Origin of the sequence: Erwinia sp. INIA01 (assembly GCF_025947915.1) — a bacterium.
Classification (GTDB): domain Bacteria; phylum Pseudomonadota; class Gammaproteobacteria; order Enterobacterales; family Enterobacteriaceae; genus Erwinia; species Erwinia coffeiphila.
On record NZ_JAPDNC010000008.1, the window covers coordinates 199,186 to 213,976 of the forward strand.

General features: G+C 56.0%; 19 protein-coding genes. 8 read left to right on the plus strand and 11 right to left on the minus strand.

The genetic code is table 11. The features are described from left to right. Window positions 1–188 precede the first annotated feature (188 nt). The 3 genes from OMR58_RS15650 to OMR58_RS15660 form a co-directional block, all read right to left on the minus strand. Window positions 189–347: a hypothetical protein gene (locus OMR58_RS15650; RefSeq protein WP_264546355.1), complete on the minus strand. Its 159-nt coding sequence runs from the start codon at window positions 345–347 to the stop codon at window positions 189–191. Beyond that, window positions 325–567 carry a DUF1158 family protein gene (locus tag OMR58_RS15655; RefSeq protein WP_105593615.1) on the minus strand — a complete coding sequence of 81 codons (243 nt, stop codon included), beginning with the start codon at window positions 565–567 and terminating at the stop codon, window positions 325–327. Before OMR58_RS15655 ends, OMR58_RS15650 begins: the two co-directional genes overlap by 23 nt. A gap of 61 nt (window positions 568–628) precedes the next feature. Continuing rightward, a complete protein-coding gene (locus OMR58_RS15660; RefSeq protein ID WP_264546356.1) occupies window positions 629–1,516 on the minus strand; it encodes a LysR family transcriptional regulator in 888 nt (295 codons plus the stop codon). 101 nt (window positions 1,517–1,617) lie between these two features. On the opposite strand from OMR58_RS15660, the gene OMR58_RS15665 reads away from it, so the two are divergent. The 3 genes from OMR58_RS15665 (at window position 1,618) to OMR58_RS15675 (ending at window position 3,904) form a co-directional block, all read left to right on the plus strand. Next, window positions 1,618–2,214 carry a short chain dehydrogenase gene (locus OMR58_RS15665; protein ID WP_264546357.1) on the plus strand — a complete coding sequence of 199 codons (597 nt, stop codon included), beginning with the start codon at window positions 1,618–1,620 and terminating at the stop codon, window positions 2,212–2,214. Between the two features lie 316 nt (window positions 2,215–2,530). Next, window positions 2,531–3,097 (plus strand): manganese efflux pump MntP, encoded by a 567-nt coding sequence (gene mntP / locus OMR58_RS15670; protein WP_105593612.1) that lies wholly within the window; start codon window positions 2,531–2,533, stop codon window positions 3,095–3,097. A gap of 36 nt (window positions 3,098–3,133) precedes the next feature. Beyond that, window positions 3,134–3,904 carry a helix-turn-helix transcriptional regulator gene (locus tag OMR58_RS15675; RefSeq protein ID WP_200563962.1) on the plus strand — a complete coding sequence of 257 codons (771 nt, stop codon included), beginning with the start codon at window positions 3,134–3,136 and terminating at the stop codon, window positions 3,902–3,904. Here the strand turns inward: OMR58_RS15675 and OMR58_RS15680 are convergent. Continuing rightward, window positions 3,894–4,526, minus strand: a complete 633-nt coding sequence (locus tag OMR58_RS15680; RefSeq protein WP_200563965.1) for a LysE family translocator — start codon at window positions 4,524–4,526, stop codon at window positions 3,894–3,896. The two genes, OMR58_RS15675 and OMR58_RS15680, sit on opposite strands and share 11 nt — an antisense overlap. Before the next feature lie 257 nt (window positions 4,527–4,783). Here OMR58_RS15680 and azuC point away from each other — a divergent pair, with 257 nt between their 5' ends. Then, window positions 4,784–4,861, plus strand: a complete 78-nt coding sequence (azuC, locus tag OMR58_RS26060) for a stress response protein AzuC (RefSeq protein WP_444861324.1) — start codon at window positions 4,784–4,786, stop codon at window positions 4,859–4,861. 311 nt (window positions 4,862–5,172) lie between these two features. Beyond that, complete coding sequence (locus OMR58_RS15685) at window positions 5,173–5,700, plus strand: cysteine hydrolase family protein (RefSeq protein WP_200563968.1); 528 nt, start codon at window positions 5,173–5,175, stop codon at window positions 5,698–5,700. 99 nt (window positions 5,701–5,799) lie between these two features. On the opposite strand, the gene OMR58_RS15690 is transcribed toward OMR58_RS15685, so the two are convergent. The 4 genes from OMR58_RS15690 to OMR58_RS15705 form a co-directional block, all read right to left on the minus strand. Further along, on the minus strand, window positions 5,800–6,972 hold the full coding sequence (locus OMR58_RS15690; RefSeq protein ID WP_105593607.1) for a Gfo/Idh/MocA family protein: 1,173 nt from the start codon (window positions 6,970–6,972) through the stop codon (window positions 5,800–5,802). Between the two features lie 14 nt (window positions 6,973–6,986). Further along, on the minus strand, window positions 6,987–7,907 hold the full coding sequence (locus OMR58_RS15695; RefSeq protein ID WP_264546358.1) for a sugar phosphate isomerase/epimerase: 921 nt from the start codon (window positions 7,905–7,907) through the stop codon (window positions 6,987–6,989). A 16-nt stretch (window positions 7,908–7,923) separates the two neighbouring features. Then, window positions 7,924–9,354 carry a sugar porter family MFS transporter gene (locus OMR58_RS15700; RefSeq protein WP_264546359.1) on the minus strand — a complete coding sequence of 477 codons (1,431 nt, stop codon included), beginning with the start codon at window positions 9,352–9,354 and terminating at the stop codon, window positions 7,924–7,926. Window positions 9,355–9,555: 201 nt separating this feature from the next. Then, window positions 9,556–10,596 carry a LacI family DNA-binding transcriptional regulator gene (locus OMR58_RS15705; RefSeq protein ID WP_200547956.1) on the minus strand — a complete coding sequence of 347 codons (1,041 nt, stop codon included), beginning with the start codon at window positions 10,594–10,596 and terminating at the stop codon, window positions 9,556–9,558. A gap of 289 nt (window positions 10,597–10,885) precedes the next feature. On the opposite strand from OMR58_RS15705, the gene OMR58_RS15710 reads away from it, so the two are divergent. After that, window positions 10,886–11,500 (plus strand): TetR/AcrR family transcriptional regulator, encoded by a 615-nt coding sequence (locus tag OMR58_RS15710; RefSeq protein ID WP_200563976.1) that lies wholly within the window; start codon window positions 10,886–10,888, stop codon window positions 11,498–11,500. Then, window positions 11,497–12,387, plus strand: a complete 891-nt coding sequence (locus OMR58_RS15715) for a helix-turn-helix domain-containing protein (protein WP_105593602.1) — start codon at window positions 11,497–11,499, stop codon at window positions 12,385–12,387. Before OMR58_RS15710 ends, OMR58_RS15715 begins: the two co-directional genes overlap by 4 nt. A 41-nt stretch (window positions 12,388–12,428) precedes the next feature. Here the strand turns inward: OMR58_RS15715 and OMR58_RS15720 are convergent, their stop codons facing one another. After that, window positions 12,429–12,638, minus strand: coding sequence for a YdgH/BhsA/McbA-like domain containing protein (locus OMR58_RS15720; protein WP_200563979.1), 210 nt, complete (start codon window positions 12,636–12,638; stop codon window positions 12,429–12,431). Between the two features lie 165 nt (window positions 12,639–12,803). Next, window positions 12,804–13,079: a metal/formaldehyde-sensitive transcriptional repressor gene (locus OMR58_RS15725; protein ID WP_200563981.1), complete on the minus strand. Its 276-nt coding sequence runs from the start codon at window positions 13,077–13,079 to the stop codon at window positions 12,804–12,806. Between the two features lie 88 nt (window positions 13,080–13,167). Here OMR58_RS15725 and OMR58_RS15730 point away from each other — a divergent pair, with 88 nt between their 5' ends. Continuing rightward, complete coding sequence (locus OMR58_RS15730) at window positions 13,168–14,256, plus strand: nickel/cobalt efflux transporter (RefSeq protein WP_264546360.1); 1,089 nt, start codon at window positions 13,168–13,170, stop codon at window positions 14,254–14,256. A gap of 64 nt (window positions 14,257–14,320) precedes the next feature. On the opposite strand, the gene OMR58_RS15735 is transcribed toward OMR58_RS15730, so the two are convergent. After that, window positions 14,321–14,530, minus strand: a complete 210-nt coding sequence (locus OMR58_RS15735; RefSeq protein ID WP_200563986.1) for a YdgH/BhsA/McbA-like domain containing protein — start codon at window positions 14,528–14,530, stop codon at window positions 14,321–14,323. Window positions 14,531–14,791 lie beyond the last annotated feature (261 nt).

The window sequence follows — 14,791 nt, forward strand, 5'->3', positions numbered from 1 at the left end:
GCACATCCCTGTGCTCGGACGGTCCGCTAACCCGTCCATCCCCGATTGCCTGAAGGCTTCGGTATTGCTGCTTGAATAACTGATTTCCTCTGGCAGCAACGCAATGATTTGAAAGGGGAACCGTTACGGGACAGGTTAGCCGGGTGTCTGCCGCAAGGATGCGGCAGCCAAGCCCCCAGGGACTGGGTTTACGGCGACCCGGCGATCTGCCCGTAACGGTCGCCCCGGTCACGGACCCCACCGCGACCTGCCCCGTAACGGTAGCCCCGTTCACTGATCTCATCGCGACCAGCCACGTAACGAGCATCATCGGCTTCCGCCAGGCTACGGCCGAATAAACCGCACATAAATAAACCGCACGATATAAAACTCCACCGCACCCAGCAGCAAAAACCATAAACAAAACACCAGCGTATACAGCTGACCAATATCTTCCAGATGGAACATCTCCACCAGCCTGCGGGTCAGCGCCAGGCCAAACCACGGGGCGGGCAGCAGCAGCGCGGAAAGAAAACCGAACATCAGCGTGCTCAGCGGCATTAAAAAGGTTTCAAATGGACTTTTCATCATCATTCCGGCGTGTAAACAGTTGCGCCATTTTCAGCGATCCCTCCCGCAGGTTCAATCCTTAAACCGCCAGCGCTAACGGCAGCTGTTCGTGCAGCCAGGCAATAAAACTACTGCGCTTTTCCGACGGGCTGAGATCCTGGCGCCACAGCAGATGGATCGGGCGGCTGGCCTGCTGCCACTGTTGCAGTACCGGCACCAGCCTGCCCGCGGCAATGTCTTCCGCCAGCAGGATTTCCGGCTGTAGCACCAGCCCGGCTCCGGCTAATGCGGCCTGACGCAGCGCCTGGCCGTCGTTGCAGATAAAGCTGCTGTCCGCAGGCCAGAACACATCGCCCAGTTGCCAGGCATTGCTCTTATTCCACGCCATATTGGCCAGGCAGCGATGCTGGTACAGCGCCTCCGGGGTCTGCGGCGTGCCGTGCTGCGCCAGATATTTCGGCGCGGCGCACACCACCATACGGTAATCACCGATTTTTTTTGCCACCAGCGGTTCAGCCGGATTGAGGCTGCCAATGCGAATAGCAAAATCGAACCCCTGGCCGATGAGATCGACAAAGCTGTCGCTGAGATCCAGCTCGATCCGTACCTGCGGATAGTTCAATTGATAGCGGGCAACCAGGGTGGCGATCGCCGCCGATCCCAGATTGAGCGGTGCGCTGATCCGCAGCAGCCCCGACGGCGTGCGCTTCATATTCTCTACCGTATCTTCCGCCAGCCGCAGCTGAGCCAGCGCGGCTTTGCACTGCTGATAGTAGCTTTCCCCGGCTTCGGTCAGATGCTGTCGGCGGGTATTACGCTGGAGCAGGCGGCTGTCGAGCAGCTTCTCCAGCTGACGCACGTGTTTGCCGACCATCACGGCGCTGATATCCAGGCGGCGTGCAGCCTCGGTGAAATTGCCGCTTTCCACCGCGCAGATAAAGGCCTCGATGCTGCTTAATTTATCCATGATTACAAACCTGTGGTTCGGAGTTATCGAAAGTATGGTCCGTTTATCCACCTCTGACACTGCTTCATGATGGGGTAACCGTTATTTACAGAGGAAATGCGATGAAAATTTTAGTGATTGGGGCGTCAGGCACCGTCGGCCAGGGCATCGTTAACGAGCTGAGCCGTGATAATCAGGTGATCCGCGTGGGGAAAACACGGGGTGATTATCAGGTGGATTTAACCAGCGAAGAGAGTGTTCGCGCGCTGTTTGCCCAAACCGGTAACGTGGATGCGGTGATCTCCGCCACCGGCGGCGTACACTTCGGCCCGCTGTCAGAGATGACCAGCGAACAGTTTAACAGCGGCCTGCAGGATAAACTGTTGGGCCAGGTACGGCTGGTGCTGATTGGCAAAGAGTTCGTCAATCCGGGCGGCTCGTTCACCCTGACCACCGGCATTCTGGCGCAGCAGCCGATCCGTACCGGTGTGAATGCGACGGCGGTAAATACCGCGCTGGAAGGGTTTGTGTTTGCCGCCGCCAACGAACTGTCGGGTCTGCGGATTAATGCCGTTAGCCCAACGGTGCTGACCGAAGCGCTGGACAGTTACGGCCCGTTCTTCCCCGGATTTGAAAGCGCACCCGCCAGCCGCGTGGCGCTGGCCTATCGCCGCAGCGTAGATGGTGTAGAAAGCGGTAAGGTTTATCGCGTCTGGTAGCCGGAAATTATTTTGGGGAAATGATGCGGTAAAGTGCTGAAAATTTCCCCAACCCCTTCGCGGTTATATATCCCCACGCTCTGTGTAACACGGTAATTCTTTTAGAGTTTCCCGCCGTCATTTACGCGCCAAAATAGCATCCGTTAAAAAGTATAGCCGATGCTATACTCAAATCCATGATTTTGTTGTCTTTTTTTCTGGCGATTCGCGTGATAGGATGCGCTTCACTTGAACGGACCAGTGGTTATTTTTCCTACATAACCTGGGGTTTTAACGATTTGGAACGCACCCGACGCTTCAAACCGGGATAAATACAATGAACCTATACGCAACTCTGATTCTGGCTTTTGCCATGTCGATGGACGCCTTCGCCGCGGCCATTGGTAAAGGTGCAAGCCTGCATCGCCCAAGCCTGAAAGAAGCCCTGCGCACCGGTCTGATCTTCGGTGTGATTGAAGCGCTGACGCCGCTGGTCGGCTGGGCTATCGGCCTTGCCGCCAGCAAGTACGTGATGGCGTGGGACCACTGGGTAGCGTTTGGTTTACTGCTGATCCTCGGCGGACGAATGATCGTTGAGGGGATACGTAAAAAAGAGTGCCGGCCGGAAGAAGCCCCGCAGAGCCACGGTTTCTGGCTGCTGGCCTGTACTGCCGTTGCGACCAGTCTGGATGCGATGGCCGTTGGCGTCGGGCTGGCATTTTTGCAGGTCAACATTGTCACCACCGCGCTGGCAATCGGCGCTTCCACCATGATTATGGCGACTCTCGGCATCCTGCTGGGGCGTTTCCTTGGCCCGGTGATGGGCAAATGGGCGGAAATTTTTGGTGGTGTAGTGCTGATCGGCATCGGTTGTAGTATTTTGTTCGAACATCTGGGCAAATAAGCAGAAGGCACGCCCGGTCACTTGCGCGGGGCGGCTATGGCATTATCGGTAGTAGACTGGAACACCCGGAATAATATTGAGTGCTCGCACCTCACCGCCAGCAACGCGGCTTTTCCGCTGCATACCCACGAAGAATATGCGATCAGCGCCAACCTTAGCGGCGTAGAAAAACTCTTTCTGAATCGAAAAAACCTGTCGGTCCTCGCCGGGGATATCACCGTTTATAATCCTGGAACGCTACAGTCGTCAGAGTTTGGCGGGCAGCCGGTCGAGTTTTTCAGCGTTCATTTACCGGCGGCTGTTTTTGCCGATCTGGCGGATCGTCCACTGCCGATCCTGCATGAAGGCGTTCTGCGCGATCCGCAGCTGTTTGATGCGATCTGCCATTTCGTTCGTTCTCCTGACGACGATCAGGTTCAGCAGCAAAACCTGCTGTGGCTGACCAGCCGGCTGCTGCATCACAGCAGCGAGAAGGATGTTGCACTGGCTCCTGCATCCGTAGGACGTGCCCTGGAACATATGCGCGATAATCTGACGCAGAAACTGACACTGGATGAGCTGGCGGTAACCTGCGGGTTGAGTAAGTATCACTTTGTCCGCCAGTTCCGTCAGGAGATGGGCGTGGCACCGCTGCAGTATCATATGCAGCTGCGTCTGCTGGCGGCACGTAATTTGTTACGGCACCGCAGCAGCGCATTAGATGTGGCCCATCAGCTGGGTTTTTACGATCAAAGCCACTTTATTAACAGCTTTCGCAAGATGCTGGGCATCACCCCGCACCACTATCTGCGTATGCTCAGCCGATAAACTCGCGATAGCCCGAAAGGATGACGTATCCGGCGAAGTAGCAGAAAATCACTGCCGAAGCGATATACGACCAGCGTAACATCTTCGTACCGAGCATACGCCCACCGATGCTGCCCACTGCGCACAGGGCTATCGTCCACATCACGCCCGCGAGGAAAAAGCCGGAAAGGAACCAAGCCGATGCCGCCGTACTGCCGGTACCCATTCGTGAAATCAGTGCGCCTCCCACGGCGGCAAACCACAGGATCGCCGAAGGAGACGACATCGCGAGGAATATTCCCCGCAGGAAATTCTGCCGAGGGCTGAGTGCTTCGCCAATGTCACCCGCACTCAGTGTTGCGGCGGGTTGCAGCGCGCTTTGCACCATTTTCCACGCAAACCACAGCAGGATCAGCGAACCGCCAATCCACAGCACCCAGCGCACACTGGTGAACTGGAGCAGTACCGCCATTCCGGCCATGGCGAGGATCGCATAGATCAGATCGCCGATGCAGGTGCCGATCCCCAGCCAAAAGCCGTGAAAAAATCCGCGCTGCATGGCCAGGGTGATCATCGCGATATTGGCGATGCCGATATCAAGGCACAGGGAAAGACTCAGTAAAAAACCATTAGAAAAGGGCATAGCATTGGCATCCGTTAAGCGTAGTGTGGCGATTATCGACACATGCAGCGCAGATATATTGGAAAAAATTGCGCAGCGCCGGACAATTTTCCTGGCATAAACATGTAAGCCAGCAGATTGTCGCTTTGCGGCATACCTCACTGTTTTTGGCCATCAAAGCCCAGTTTTTGTGATCTGCTTCAAAAAATCTTGCCTGGAAAAGCACCGTTCGTTATAATTTGTGGTGTATTTTTCAACAATATTTGTCACAGGCAATCATGAAAAAATTCTTCCGCAACGTGTTTTGTTCCTATGTAAATACCTTCAAACACGTTCCGCCGGGCGCGGTTCGCTAAACCCGCCGAGCTTACACCCTCGATAACCGCGGTCAGGGACTGGACCGATGGTTATCACTTATTCCCGCTGTTCCCATTCTTTATCTATCGAAAAAAACGTGCCAGCAGCACGGTGATATGCAATTCTGTGGGTTATGAAAATGACCCCGCTGTTCCTCACCGTGACCACCACTACCACCACGACCGCTTCTGGCGGGGCGAGGTCGGTTTGCGTGCCTGAGAAATAGCAAATCCGCTTCATCCCGCCGGTTTCCGACGGGGTTCTGTGTTTCTCCGTCGTGGCCGGTTAACGGTAATCAAGGAGAAATACCATGCCCGATGCGTCCGCACTGTTAGTGATAGATATGCAGGCAGGTTTGCTGCATGCCCCACAGCCCCCTCACCAAAAAGAGCAGCTGATTACCCATACCGTCGGGCTGATCCATGCCGCCCGCGCGGCACAAAGCCCGGTATTTTTTGCCCGACACACCGGGCCGGAAGGATCGCCAATCGCGGCAGGCAGCCCGCTGTGGCAGCTGGCGGATGAACTGCCTCTTGAGGCGGGCGACAGGTACTTTAATAAAACCCGCCCCAGCTGTTTTTTCAATACGTCGCTGCTGGCAGAACTACAGCAGGCGCAGGTGAAGCGGCTGGTGATTGTGGGCATGAAAACCGACTACTGCGTGGATACCACCTGTAGGGCGGCGGCGGATTTGGGATTTGACGTGGTGCTGGTGAGCGATGCGCACAGCACTACCGATAACGCGGTGCTCAGCGCGGCGCAGATCGTCGCTCATCACAATGCGACGCTGGCGGGGCCGTTTGTCACCCTGCTGGCAACGGATGACGTCATTTTTTAACGCCAGGTAAAAGGGGCAGCCATCGTTGATGGCTGCCCCTTCAGGCAACAGATTTGGAAACCTGGTTCGCTAGCGACAGGGAATCCGACCCGTTAGTGATTACTCGAAATCAACCCAGGTCGCGCCCGCGTCGGCGGACTCAACGCAGCGCTCAACCCACTGCACGCCCGTCACACCGGCGTGAACGTCCGGATACCAGAAGTTCTCCAGCAGTGCTTTATCACCACGGTCGCTGGCATCCATCGCCACCGCGAAGCGGCGGTAAAGGTTAGACCAGGCTTCGAACAGCCCTTCCGGATGGCCGCCGCCGATGCGGTCTTCTTCCAGCGCGCGTGGAGCCAGGTAGCCCATGCCGCGTTCCAGAATTTGTACCGGCTCGCCCTGCACTTCATAGCGCAGCTGGTTAGGCTGTTCGTCCCACCACTCCAGGCTGGCTTTCGATCCGATCACGCGGATCTTCTGGCCGTGCATCGATCCGCAGTTCACCGCAGAGCACCACAGCGATCCCACCGCACCGTTATCGTATTCCATCAGCACAAAGGCGTTATCTTCCAGCGGCGCGCGGGTTTTCACAAAGCTCTGGCGCGAACACATCAGGCGTTTAATTTTCAGCTCTGGCAGCATAGTTTCCGCCAGGAACAGTGGGTGAGTCGCGAGGTCGCCCAGCACGTAGCTTGGCCCAACAAATTTCGGGTCCACGCGCCAGCGGGTGCTCGGGTTCGCCAGCTCCACGGCTTCGTTGTGGAAACCGTGGGAGAACGACATATTCACAATGCGGATCTCGCCCAGCAGCCCTTCGGCGATCATGCTGCGCGCCTGCTGAATCAGCTGGTGGCCGGAGTAGCCGTAGGTGACGCCGATAATTTTGCTCTTCGCTTCGCTCAGCGCCGCCAGCTCTTTGGCTTCTTCGGTGGTAAAGCACAGCGGCTTTTCACACACCACGTGCAGGCCTGCTTCCAGCGCCGCCTTGCAGATGGCGAAGTGGGTGTTGTTCGGCGTGGCGATCGATACCGCTTCAATACCGTCAGCGCGCTCGGCTTCCTGCTGGAACAGGGTCTGATAGTCCGGGTAGCAGCGGTCGCCCGCCACGCCCAGGCTGGCACCGAAGGCGCGTCCGCGCTCGGCATCAATATCAAATGCACCGGCCAGCAGGGTAAAGGTGTTATCGCGCAGCGCCGCTGAACGATGGATATAGCCGATCTGGCTGGTGCCGCCGCCGCCAACCATGCCCCAGCGAAGGGAGCGATCGAGAGGTTTAATGCCGTTAATCATCTGGTGTTCCTCAATTAAAATCCAACGGAGTTCAGGTAGCGCAGGCTTTCGGTCACATCGTGCAGGCTGCCGTCGGCATTGCGCGGGTCGCGCTCCTGTTCAATGGTGATCCAGCCCTGATAGTTACGCTCGGCCAGGAAGGCACGCACGGCCGGATAGTCGATAGCGCCTTTACCAATCGGGCACATCACGCCTTCCGCACAGGCGCTAAAGAAGTCCACTTCGCGGGCGATAACATCGCGGAATACGGTGTCGTTAACGTCTTTAAAGTGGATGTAGTCGATGCGATCGAAGTAGCGGCCAAGCCAGGTAATCGGGTCCATATCGGAGTAGTAGAGGTGGCCAGTATCCAGACACAGACCGGCTACGCTGTGCGGAATATCCTGCACCAGCTGTTCGATCTCGTCGGCGTACTCAATGCAGCCACCGGCATGCGGATGAATAACCGGGCGCACGCCGTACTCCTGCGCAATGCGGCTGATTTCGGTGATGTGCGACATCATGCGCTGCCAGTCGCTGTCGGACAGGCGCGGGGCTTTGTGGTATTGCCCGGCCAGCCGTGCGCGTTCGGCGTTGCCGAAATCAATAATCACCAGATACGGTGAGGGGAAGTTATCACCGTGGGTTTTGGTCGCGGTCGGCACTTTTGACAGGTTACGGCAGATGTTGTGCGTCAGCTCAATCATCGCCGGGAAGTTCTCTTCGCTAACCAGGTCGTCAAAAATGGTTCCGGCAACCAGCGACAGGCCGTACTGATTCAGTTTCTCGGTCAGCACCTGCGGGTCGGTCGGCAGATAGGTCCACGGCCCCAGTTCGATGCTCTTATAACCGGCCTGGGCGGCTTCTTTCAGCACTTTCTCATACGGCGGCAGATGCGGGTTTTTCGGGTCGTCCACGCCCCAGCTGCAGGGTGCATTAGCAATATGAATGGTCATTTCGGTGTCCTTTAAATCAATGAGTGACTGTTTTGCTTTCGCGTTGAGTGGTTTCAAAGCGTTCCAGAATCAGGGCTTCCATTTTTTCCAGCGAAACGCCTTTGGTCTCCGGCAGCAGCGCCTTAACGAACCACCAGGAGGCCAGCGAGCACACCGCGAACAACAGCAGCGGGAAACCGCCGTGGAAGTTATCGTTGAGGTAGGCGCTCTGGTTCATCATCGGGAAGGACTGACTGACAAAGAAGTTGCCTGCCCACATGGCGCAGATAGAAAAGCCCATACCGGCTCCGCGCAGGCGGGTCGGGAAGATTTCGCCGATCACCGTCCACACCACCTGTCCCCAGGTGCCGCCGAACAGGAACATAAAGCCGAACAGGCCCAGCACGGAGATCACGCCGGTCATCCCGCTGTAGAAGGTCCAGAAGGTGAACAGCAGGCAAACGGTGGAGCCGAGTGAACCGATCAGCAGCAGCGAACGGCGGCCCATCTTATCGATCAGCATCATGCCAACGATCACACCAGCGAACTGCAGCACCGCCAGCCAGATGGTCATAAACATTGCTTCCTGCATGTTGTGGGTGACGTTCATCAGCAGCGTCGGGCCAAAGTACTGAATGACGTTGATGCCGGTCAGCTGGTTGAAGATGGCCAGACCCACACCAATGACCAGGAAAATGGCCGTTTTGCGGTTAAAGCTGACACGTTCGCGGTTCACTTCGCTGCTGGCGGAAAGCTGGAGTGAGGTCTGAATTTCACCCATCAGGCGCTTCGCGTGCTCTTCCGAAGAGATACGGGTCAGGGTTTTCATCGCGGCTTCGTTGCGGCCGACCATGATATTCCAGCGCGGGGATTCCGGGATAAAACCAACGAACAGGAAGAACAGCACGCAGGGCACGAAGGCCGCACCCAGCATCCAGCGCCAGCCGTAGGCGTTCAGCCACTCCGGATCGGCATTTTTCGCAATCAGGTAGTTGGTCAGCAGCACCAGCACCTGGCCGCCCACGCAGCAGATCATGTGCATGGTCATCGCGCGGCCGCGGTAATCCTTAGGCGCCACTTCCGCGATATAGATCGGCGAGATAACCGACGCCAGGCCAATGCCCAGCCCACCGATAATGCGGAACACCACGAAGGTGGTGAAGTTTGGCGCCAGCGCAGTACCGGCAACCGACACGACAAACAGAATCGCGGTGATAATTAACATCGATTTGCGGCCGTAGCGGTCCGCCAGTTTACCGGCGATCAGGCAGCCGATTACGCAGCCGATAATCACGTTAGAGACGGCCCAGCCGGTTTCCGCCGGGGAAAGCTGGTAGTGATGGGTGATAGGTTCGATAGCGCCGGAGATGACCGAAGAGTCATAGCCGAACAGCAGCCCGCCGAGTGCGGCAACCGCGCAGATGGCCATCACGTAGGCCATATTGTGTTTTGGTGTTTGCAGAGGCACGGAACAATCCTTCATGTTTTAATTTGAAGGAAGTATCAAACGAATGTTCCATTATCAGCAATGATAGAATGTTTGTTTTTTGATGGCGATCGCACTATTAATGATAGATTTTTTTGATAAAAATCTATCATTTTCACATTATCAGCGGGTTAAACGGCGAACGTCAGCGGTGATTTAAATCCAAAAAAGTCGTTTTGCCGTTTACACATTCTCTTTGGTAATCAGCTCAAAACTGCTGTGAAGTGAAATGAAATTTCCATGCGCCTCGGAATTTGCCTGCAGCATGGCTTCCACCACGGAACCGGCCAGCTCTTCAAGGCGGTGTGACACCATAATATCAAGGGTGCCGTCGATTAGCGCCAGCTGCGCATCCTGTAGAGGGCCGTGGCAGATAAGGGTGATCTCATCCTTCTTGCCGCTGTCGCGCAGGGCATTGACCACGCCTTCAACCCCGCCGCAGGGGGCATAAATCACCGACAGATCGGGATGGCTCTGGATCAGCTGCGTGGTCGCGTGATAGCCCTGCTCGACGTTTTCAAAGCTGGTGACCGGCTCCAGCACGGTATGCCCGGTGGCGTGTTCGCGCAGGTACGAGCGGAAGCTGATTTCGCAGGTTTCCTGACACAGGAAGCGGTTATCGCCGATGATCACCCCAACTTTGCCCGGTGGACCGCTCAGGCGCTGGACGATCCAGGCGGCGGTGCGGCCCGCTTTGCGGTTATCCAGGCCGATGTAGCCGGTGTGATCGCAGGGAGAGAGGTCAGAAAGCAGCGTAAAGACTTTCACCCCTTTTTTTGCGGCTTTCTGTACCGCGCGCCGTACCAGCGCATTGTCCAGCGCGATCAGCACCAGCGTATTCACGCGATTGCTCATTTCATCAATGCTGGCGGCGGCAGCTTCCACTGCGTGGATGTCGTGGAAAACAAACTCCACCCGGGTGCCGGGCTGGCAGTGCGGCGAGGCCTGCTTTTCCAGCGAACGGGCAAAGGTATCGTAGAAGGAGTAGTCGCGCGACAGCAGGATCACGCCGATGCGCAGCGCTCCGCCGCTACCGGAAGTACCGTCTGCGGCGGCATCGGCCAGAAACTCCGGTGAAAAACGATAACCGAGGCGCGTTGCGGCCTGAACCACGCGATTTTCCGTCTCGGCGCGTACGGGAGCCCGCCGGTTGAGTACCCGGTCTACGGTGGCGACCCCGACTCCGGCTTCGCGGGCGATATCGGTGAGCGTGGTTTTTTTCATCGAAAGTTCCAACTGAATCTGAATGAGGAAAAACTATCATAAATCCCGCAGGGACAGGGAGATAAGATGCTAAAGATATGACAGCGCTCAGATTATATTTTTTAACAATCCGTTGATAAAGCATAAAAATTTCATTTTCATGTTCTGCGCGCTGCCTCTCGATCCAGGCGTTTTCTGTGCTTTTTTACTTTATCCTTGAAGATTAGTTTTATCTGAGCGTCATCATTTTATGGTATTTTACAGGCAACATACCGTGCGGTATCTTTCTTGTATTAATCTGTAAATTTAAATGAAACAGCTAATTGAATCAGATATACCTCAGAATACGGGGCCGGATAAAACGGCCTATAACCGAAAAAAACAGCCCGAGCAGGTGCGAAACGCCCTGATTGAATCTGCCGCTGCGCTGGCCGTTAGCCGGGGGCTGAACGGTATCACCGTGCAGGCGGTCGCCCAGGCCGCCGGTGTGACCAAAGGCGGCTTCTTTCACCATTTTCCCCACAAGCAGGCACTGCTGGACGCCATGTTTGATGCCTTTCTTGCGGAAAGCGAGCGGGAGATTGATCGACTGATTGCTGAGGATAGTCAGGAATCGGGCTGCTTTAGCCGTGCCTATGTCATCGTGGCCTTTAATGAAATCCAGCAGGGCTTAAACAGCATGCGGGTACCGCTGTCGCTGTCGATGATGGCTTCTCCGGCGCTGTGTCAGCGCTGGTCTGCGTGGCTGAAAGGACGGCTTGAACGCCATCGGCGTACGGACAGTTTGCCGCTGCATCAGATGGTGCGGCTGGCTGCGGACGGTGCCTGGCTTGCCCAGTCGCTGGTGCGCGGCGATACCATCCGCGATATGCAGGTGCTGCGCGACGATTTGTTGGCGCTTATCAGGGAGAGTGATAAAGAGTGAAAACCACATTTAAGCAGGAAGTTGTGCATCAGCTGCTGCGCTGGCTGGAAGGCAATATCCATACGCCGCTGACCATTAACGACTTCGTTGAGAAGTCGGGCTACTCGAAATGGCACCTGCAGCGTATTTTTAAAGAGGTCACCGGGCAAAAACTGGCCTCCTACTGCCGACAGCGCAGGCTGACCTCCAGCGCGGTGATGCTGCGGCTGTTCGACAAGCAGATTGATTCGGTGGGCAGCGAGCACGGTTTTTCCAGCCATAATGTTTACCATAAAACCTTTAAGCGCCACTTTAACGTTACGCCAGCTCAATACCGCGATGCGCCGCACTGGTCGTGCGAGGGGCTTTGCCCACCGATCAATCTGACCACAATGAACGTGCCGGAAGGTGAGCTGGTTGAGCTGGATGGATTGCATTTGAGCGGCTGTGTGAACAACTACGCCTTTACGCTGGACACCATTGTTGATTTTTCCTGGCGCGAGCGCGACAGCTTCTGGCAGCGGCGGCTTAATGCGCTGGCCGAACAGCCGGATATGCTTTACGGGCTGATTAACGTCATTCGGGGCGGACCGCGAACGGGCGATCGTGCCACGTTGCAGTATCTGACGTGCCTGGAACAGGATACCTGTGCGACCGATGCGGCGCAGATGCAGATTAGCATCGAAAAACAGCCCTATCTGAAGTTCAGCTATCGGGGTGATGAGCGTCTTTACAGCACGTTTATTGATCTGATTTATCAGCATGCGCTGCCGACAGTCGGAGCCGTGCGCCGTGATGGCTATGATGTTGAACGCATCGATCGTCGGGAACCACTGGAGGGCAGGATGGTGGTGGTAGATTATTTTGTGCCGGTGCTGGCCGAAAATTACAGCATGCCCGTTCCCTGAGTGTCAGGGTTCGGGCACTGCCGTTACTGCGATAAGACGCCTTATTTGATCAGCTGAGCTGTCATATGCACGCCGTTGTTGCTGTTGGCTTCAATGATGCGGTAAGACGTACCGGCCTGCTGAGCCTGGGCGGCAATTTTCGCTTCAGCGCTGTCGATAGTTGCACCGGTTGCGGTCACGGTCTGAGCGAAGCTGCCGAAAGAAACTACGGACAGGGCGATAACTACAGCAAAAGTTTTGATAGATTTCATGGTGTCATTCCTTCAGTTGTTTTGTTTGTGTAAGGCGGTGTGCCTTCGTTGAAAACAATGATAGGCCGATGGAAGACATTGCGATAGCGGAGTGATTTGCTTATCTTTGTCAAAAAAATTGATGCATTAATCCGGGCCACATACGGCAAGGCAGCCCCGATGGTTTTACTTCATATACGAACGAATCACCGCCACAATCTGCTCTAAATCCTGCTCGCGCTGAGCAGCTTCACTTTGCTCATCGAGCAGATGTACACGAATATGCCCTTCCAGCACTTCCGCCATTAATCCATTCACCGCACCGCGAACGGCGGCGATCTGCTGCAAAATATCGATACAGGGCGTCTCCGCCAGCAGGGCTTTTTCCAGCGCGTCTGCCTGGCCGCGAATGCGGCGTACGCGGGTCAGAAGTTTCTTTTGTCCGGCAATTGTGTGTGACATCGCTGCTTCCATCTTGTGGGTTAGTATACTGGGGTATAGTATATTTACGGTGTTCTTCTCCCTATGATAGCTTCTCCGAGGCAAAAAAATGATGGATTTTACTGCGCTGTTGCAGCAGGGGGCCGGCAACGTCTGGCTGTTTATTCCCGGTGCTATTCTGTTAGGCGCACTGCACGGGCTGGAGCCCGGACACTCCAAAACGATGATGGCGGCGTTTATTATTGCGGTGCGAGGGACGGTCAAACAGGCGGTGTTGCTGGGACTGGCAGCGACGATTTCCCACACGCTGGTGGTGTGGGCGATTGCGCTGGGCGGCATGATGCTCAGCCGTCGCTTTGATGCGGCAACGACAGAGCCGTGGTTCCAGCTGGCATCCGGGGTGATTATTCTGGCCACCGCGGCATGGATGTTCTGGCGCATCCGCCGCGAAAGCCAGCACGCTCACGATCATCATCACGGGCACAGTCATTCCCATGACCACGCACACGATCATCATCACGGGTACAGTCATTCTCATGACCATGACCACAGCCATAAGCATGGGCATCATCATCAGCCTGATAGCCACCATCATGCCGACTCCGCTCGCCAAAGCCTGCCGCATGTATATCGGCCCGTTCAGGTGCAGGGGCAGATCCTCAGCGCCCGTTACGCTCCCTACCATCACGACCGTCATACGCATGAACATAATGACCACCGACATGAACATGCATCCGGGCATCATCACGGCGAGGCTGTTCACTCCACGCAGGGGGCACTGACGCTGCCGCGTATCGATCTGCGCAGCGAGGAATATCAGGACGCCCATGCGCGTGCCCATGCCAGCGATATCCAGCGCCGTTTCGCCAATCGCAACGTGACCACCGGACAGATCGTACTGTTTGGCTTAACCGGCGGGCTGATCCCCTGTCCGGCGGCGATCACCGTGCTGCTGCTGTGTATTCAGATGAAAGCGCTGTCGTTGGGGGCGCTGCTGGTTTTCTGCTTCAGTATCGGCCTGGCACTGACGCTGGTGACGGTTGGCGTGGTGGCGGCGATGAGTATGCGGCAGGCGACGAAGCGCTGGAGCGGATTCAATACGCTGGCGCAGCGGGCACCCTGGTTCAGCAGTGCGCTGATTGCGCTGGTGGGGATTTATATAGGGATACACGGCTGGATGGGCATTACGGGCAGCTGAAATACAGCATGCCCGTCCCCTGATGGTCAGGGTTCGGGCACTGCCGGTACTACGGTAAGACGTCTTATTTGACCAGCTCTGCAGTCATATGCACAACGTTGTTGCTGTTGGCTTCGATGATGCGGTAAGAGGTGCCTGCCTGCTGAGCCTGAGCGGCAATTTTCGCTTCAGCGCTGTCGATGGTTGAACCGGTCGCGGTAACGGTCTGAGCGAAGCTGCCGAAAGAAACTACGGACAGGGCGATAACTGCAGCAAAAGTTTTGATAGATTTCATGGTGTCATTCCTTCAGTTGTTTTGTATGTGTAAGGCGGTATGCCTTCGTTGAAAACAATGATAGGCCGATGGAAGGCATTGCGATAGCGGAGTGATTTGCTGATCTTTGTCAAAAAAATTGATTGCTTGGTGCGGGTGGGAGAGTGGGGATAGATTGACTGGATTATAGTGGGAACACTTCACTGGAGCAGGAGCAGGAGCAGGAGCAGGAGCAGGAGCAGGAGCAGGAGCAGGCAGTCGTGCTGCCGCACCGAAAGGCAC

Bases quoted from the DNA above. Each gene is read 5' to 3' on its own strand.
- OMR58_RS15650 (WP_264546355.1), bottom strand. From the start codon at position 347: ATGTGCGGTTTATTCGGCCGTAGCCTGGCGGAAGCCGATGATGCTCGT.
- OMR58_RS15655 (WP_105593615.1), bottom strand. From the start codon at position 567: ATGAAAAGTCCATTTGAAACCTTTTTAATGCCGCTGAGCACGCTGATG.
- OMR58_RS15660 (WP_264546356.1), bottom strand. From the start codon at position 1,516: ATGGATAAATTAAGCAGCATCGAGGCCTTTATCTGCGCGGTGGAAAGC.
- OMR58_RS15665 (WP_264546357.1), top strand. From the start codon at position 1,618: ATGAAAATTTTAGTGATTGGGGCGTCAGGCACCGTCGGCCAGGGCATC.
- mntP (WP_105593612.1), top strand. From the start codon at position 2,531: ATGAACCTATACGCAACTCTGATTCTGGCTTTTGCCATGTCGATGGAC.
- OMR58_RS15675 (WP_200563962.1), top strand. From the start codon at position 3,134: ATGGCATTATCGGTAGTAGACTGGAACACCCGGAATAATATTGAGTGC.
- OMR58_RS15680 (WP_200563965.1), bottom strand. From the start codon at position 4,526: ATGCCCTTTTCTAATGGTTTTTTACTGAGTCTTTCCCTGTGCCTTGAT.
- azuC (WP_444861324.1), top strand. From the start codon at position 4,784: ATGAAAAAATTCTTCCGCAACGTGTTTTGTTCCTATGTAAATACCTTC.
- OMR58_RS15685 (WP_200563968.1), top strand. From the start codon at position 5,173: ATGCCCGATGCGTCCGCACTGTTAGTGATAGATATGCAGGCAGGTTTG.
- OMR58_RS15690 (WP_105593607.1), bottom strand. From the start codon at position 6,972: ATGATTAACGGCATTAAACCTCTCGATCGCTCCCTTCGCTGGGGCATG.
- OMR58_RS15695 (WP_264546358.1), bottom strand. From the start codon at position 7,907: ATGACCATTCATATTGCTAATGCACCCTGCAGCTGGGGCGTGGACGAC.
- OMR58_RS15705 (WP_200547956.1), bottom strand. From the start codon at position 10,596: ATGAAAAAAACCACGCTCACCGATATCGCCCGCGAAGCCGGAGTCGGG.
- OMR58_RS15710 (WP_200563976.1), top strand. From the start codon at position 10,886: ATGAAACAGCTAATTGAATCAGATATACCTCAGAATACGGGGCCGGAT.
- OMR58_RS15720 (WP_200563979.1), bottom strand. From the start codon at position 12,638: ATGAAATCTATCAAAACTTTTGCTGTAGTTATCGCCCTGTCCGTAGTT.
- OMR58_RS15725 (WP_200563981.1), bottom strand. From the start codon at position 13,079: ATGTCACACACAATTGCCGGACAAAAGAAACTTCTGACCCGCGTACGC.
- OMR58_RS15730 (WP_264546360.1), top strand. From the start codon at position 13,168: ATGATGGATTTTACTGCGCTGTTGCAGCAGGGGGCCGGCAACGTCTGG.
- OMR58_RS15735 (WP_200563986.1), bottom strand. From the start codon at position 14,530: ATGAAATCTATCAAAACTTTTGCTGCAGTTATCGCCCTGTCCGTAGTT.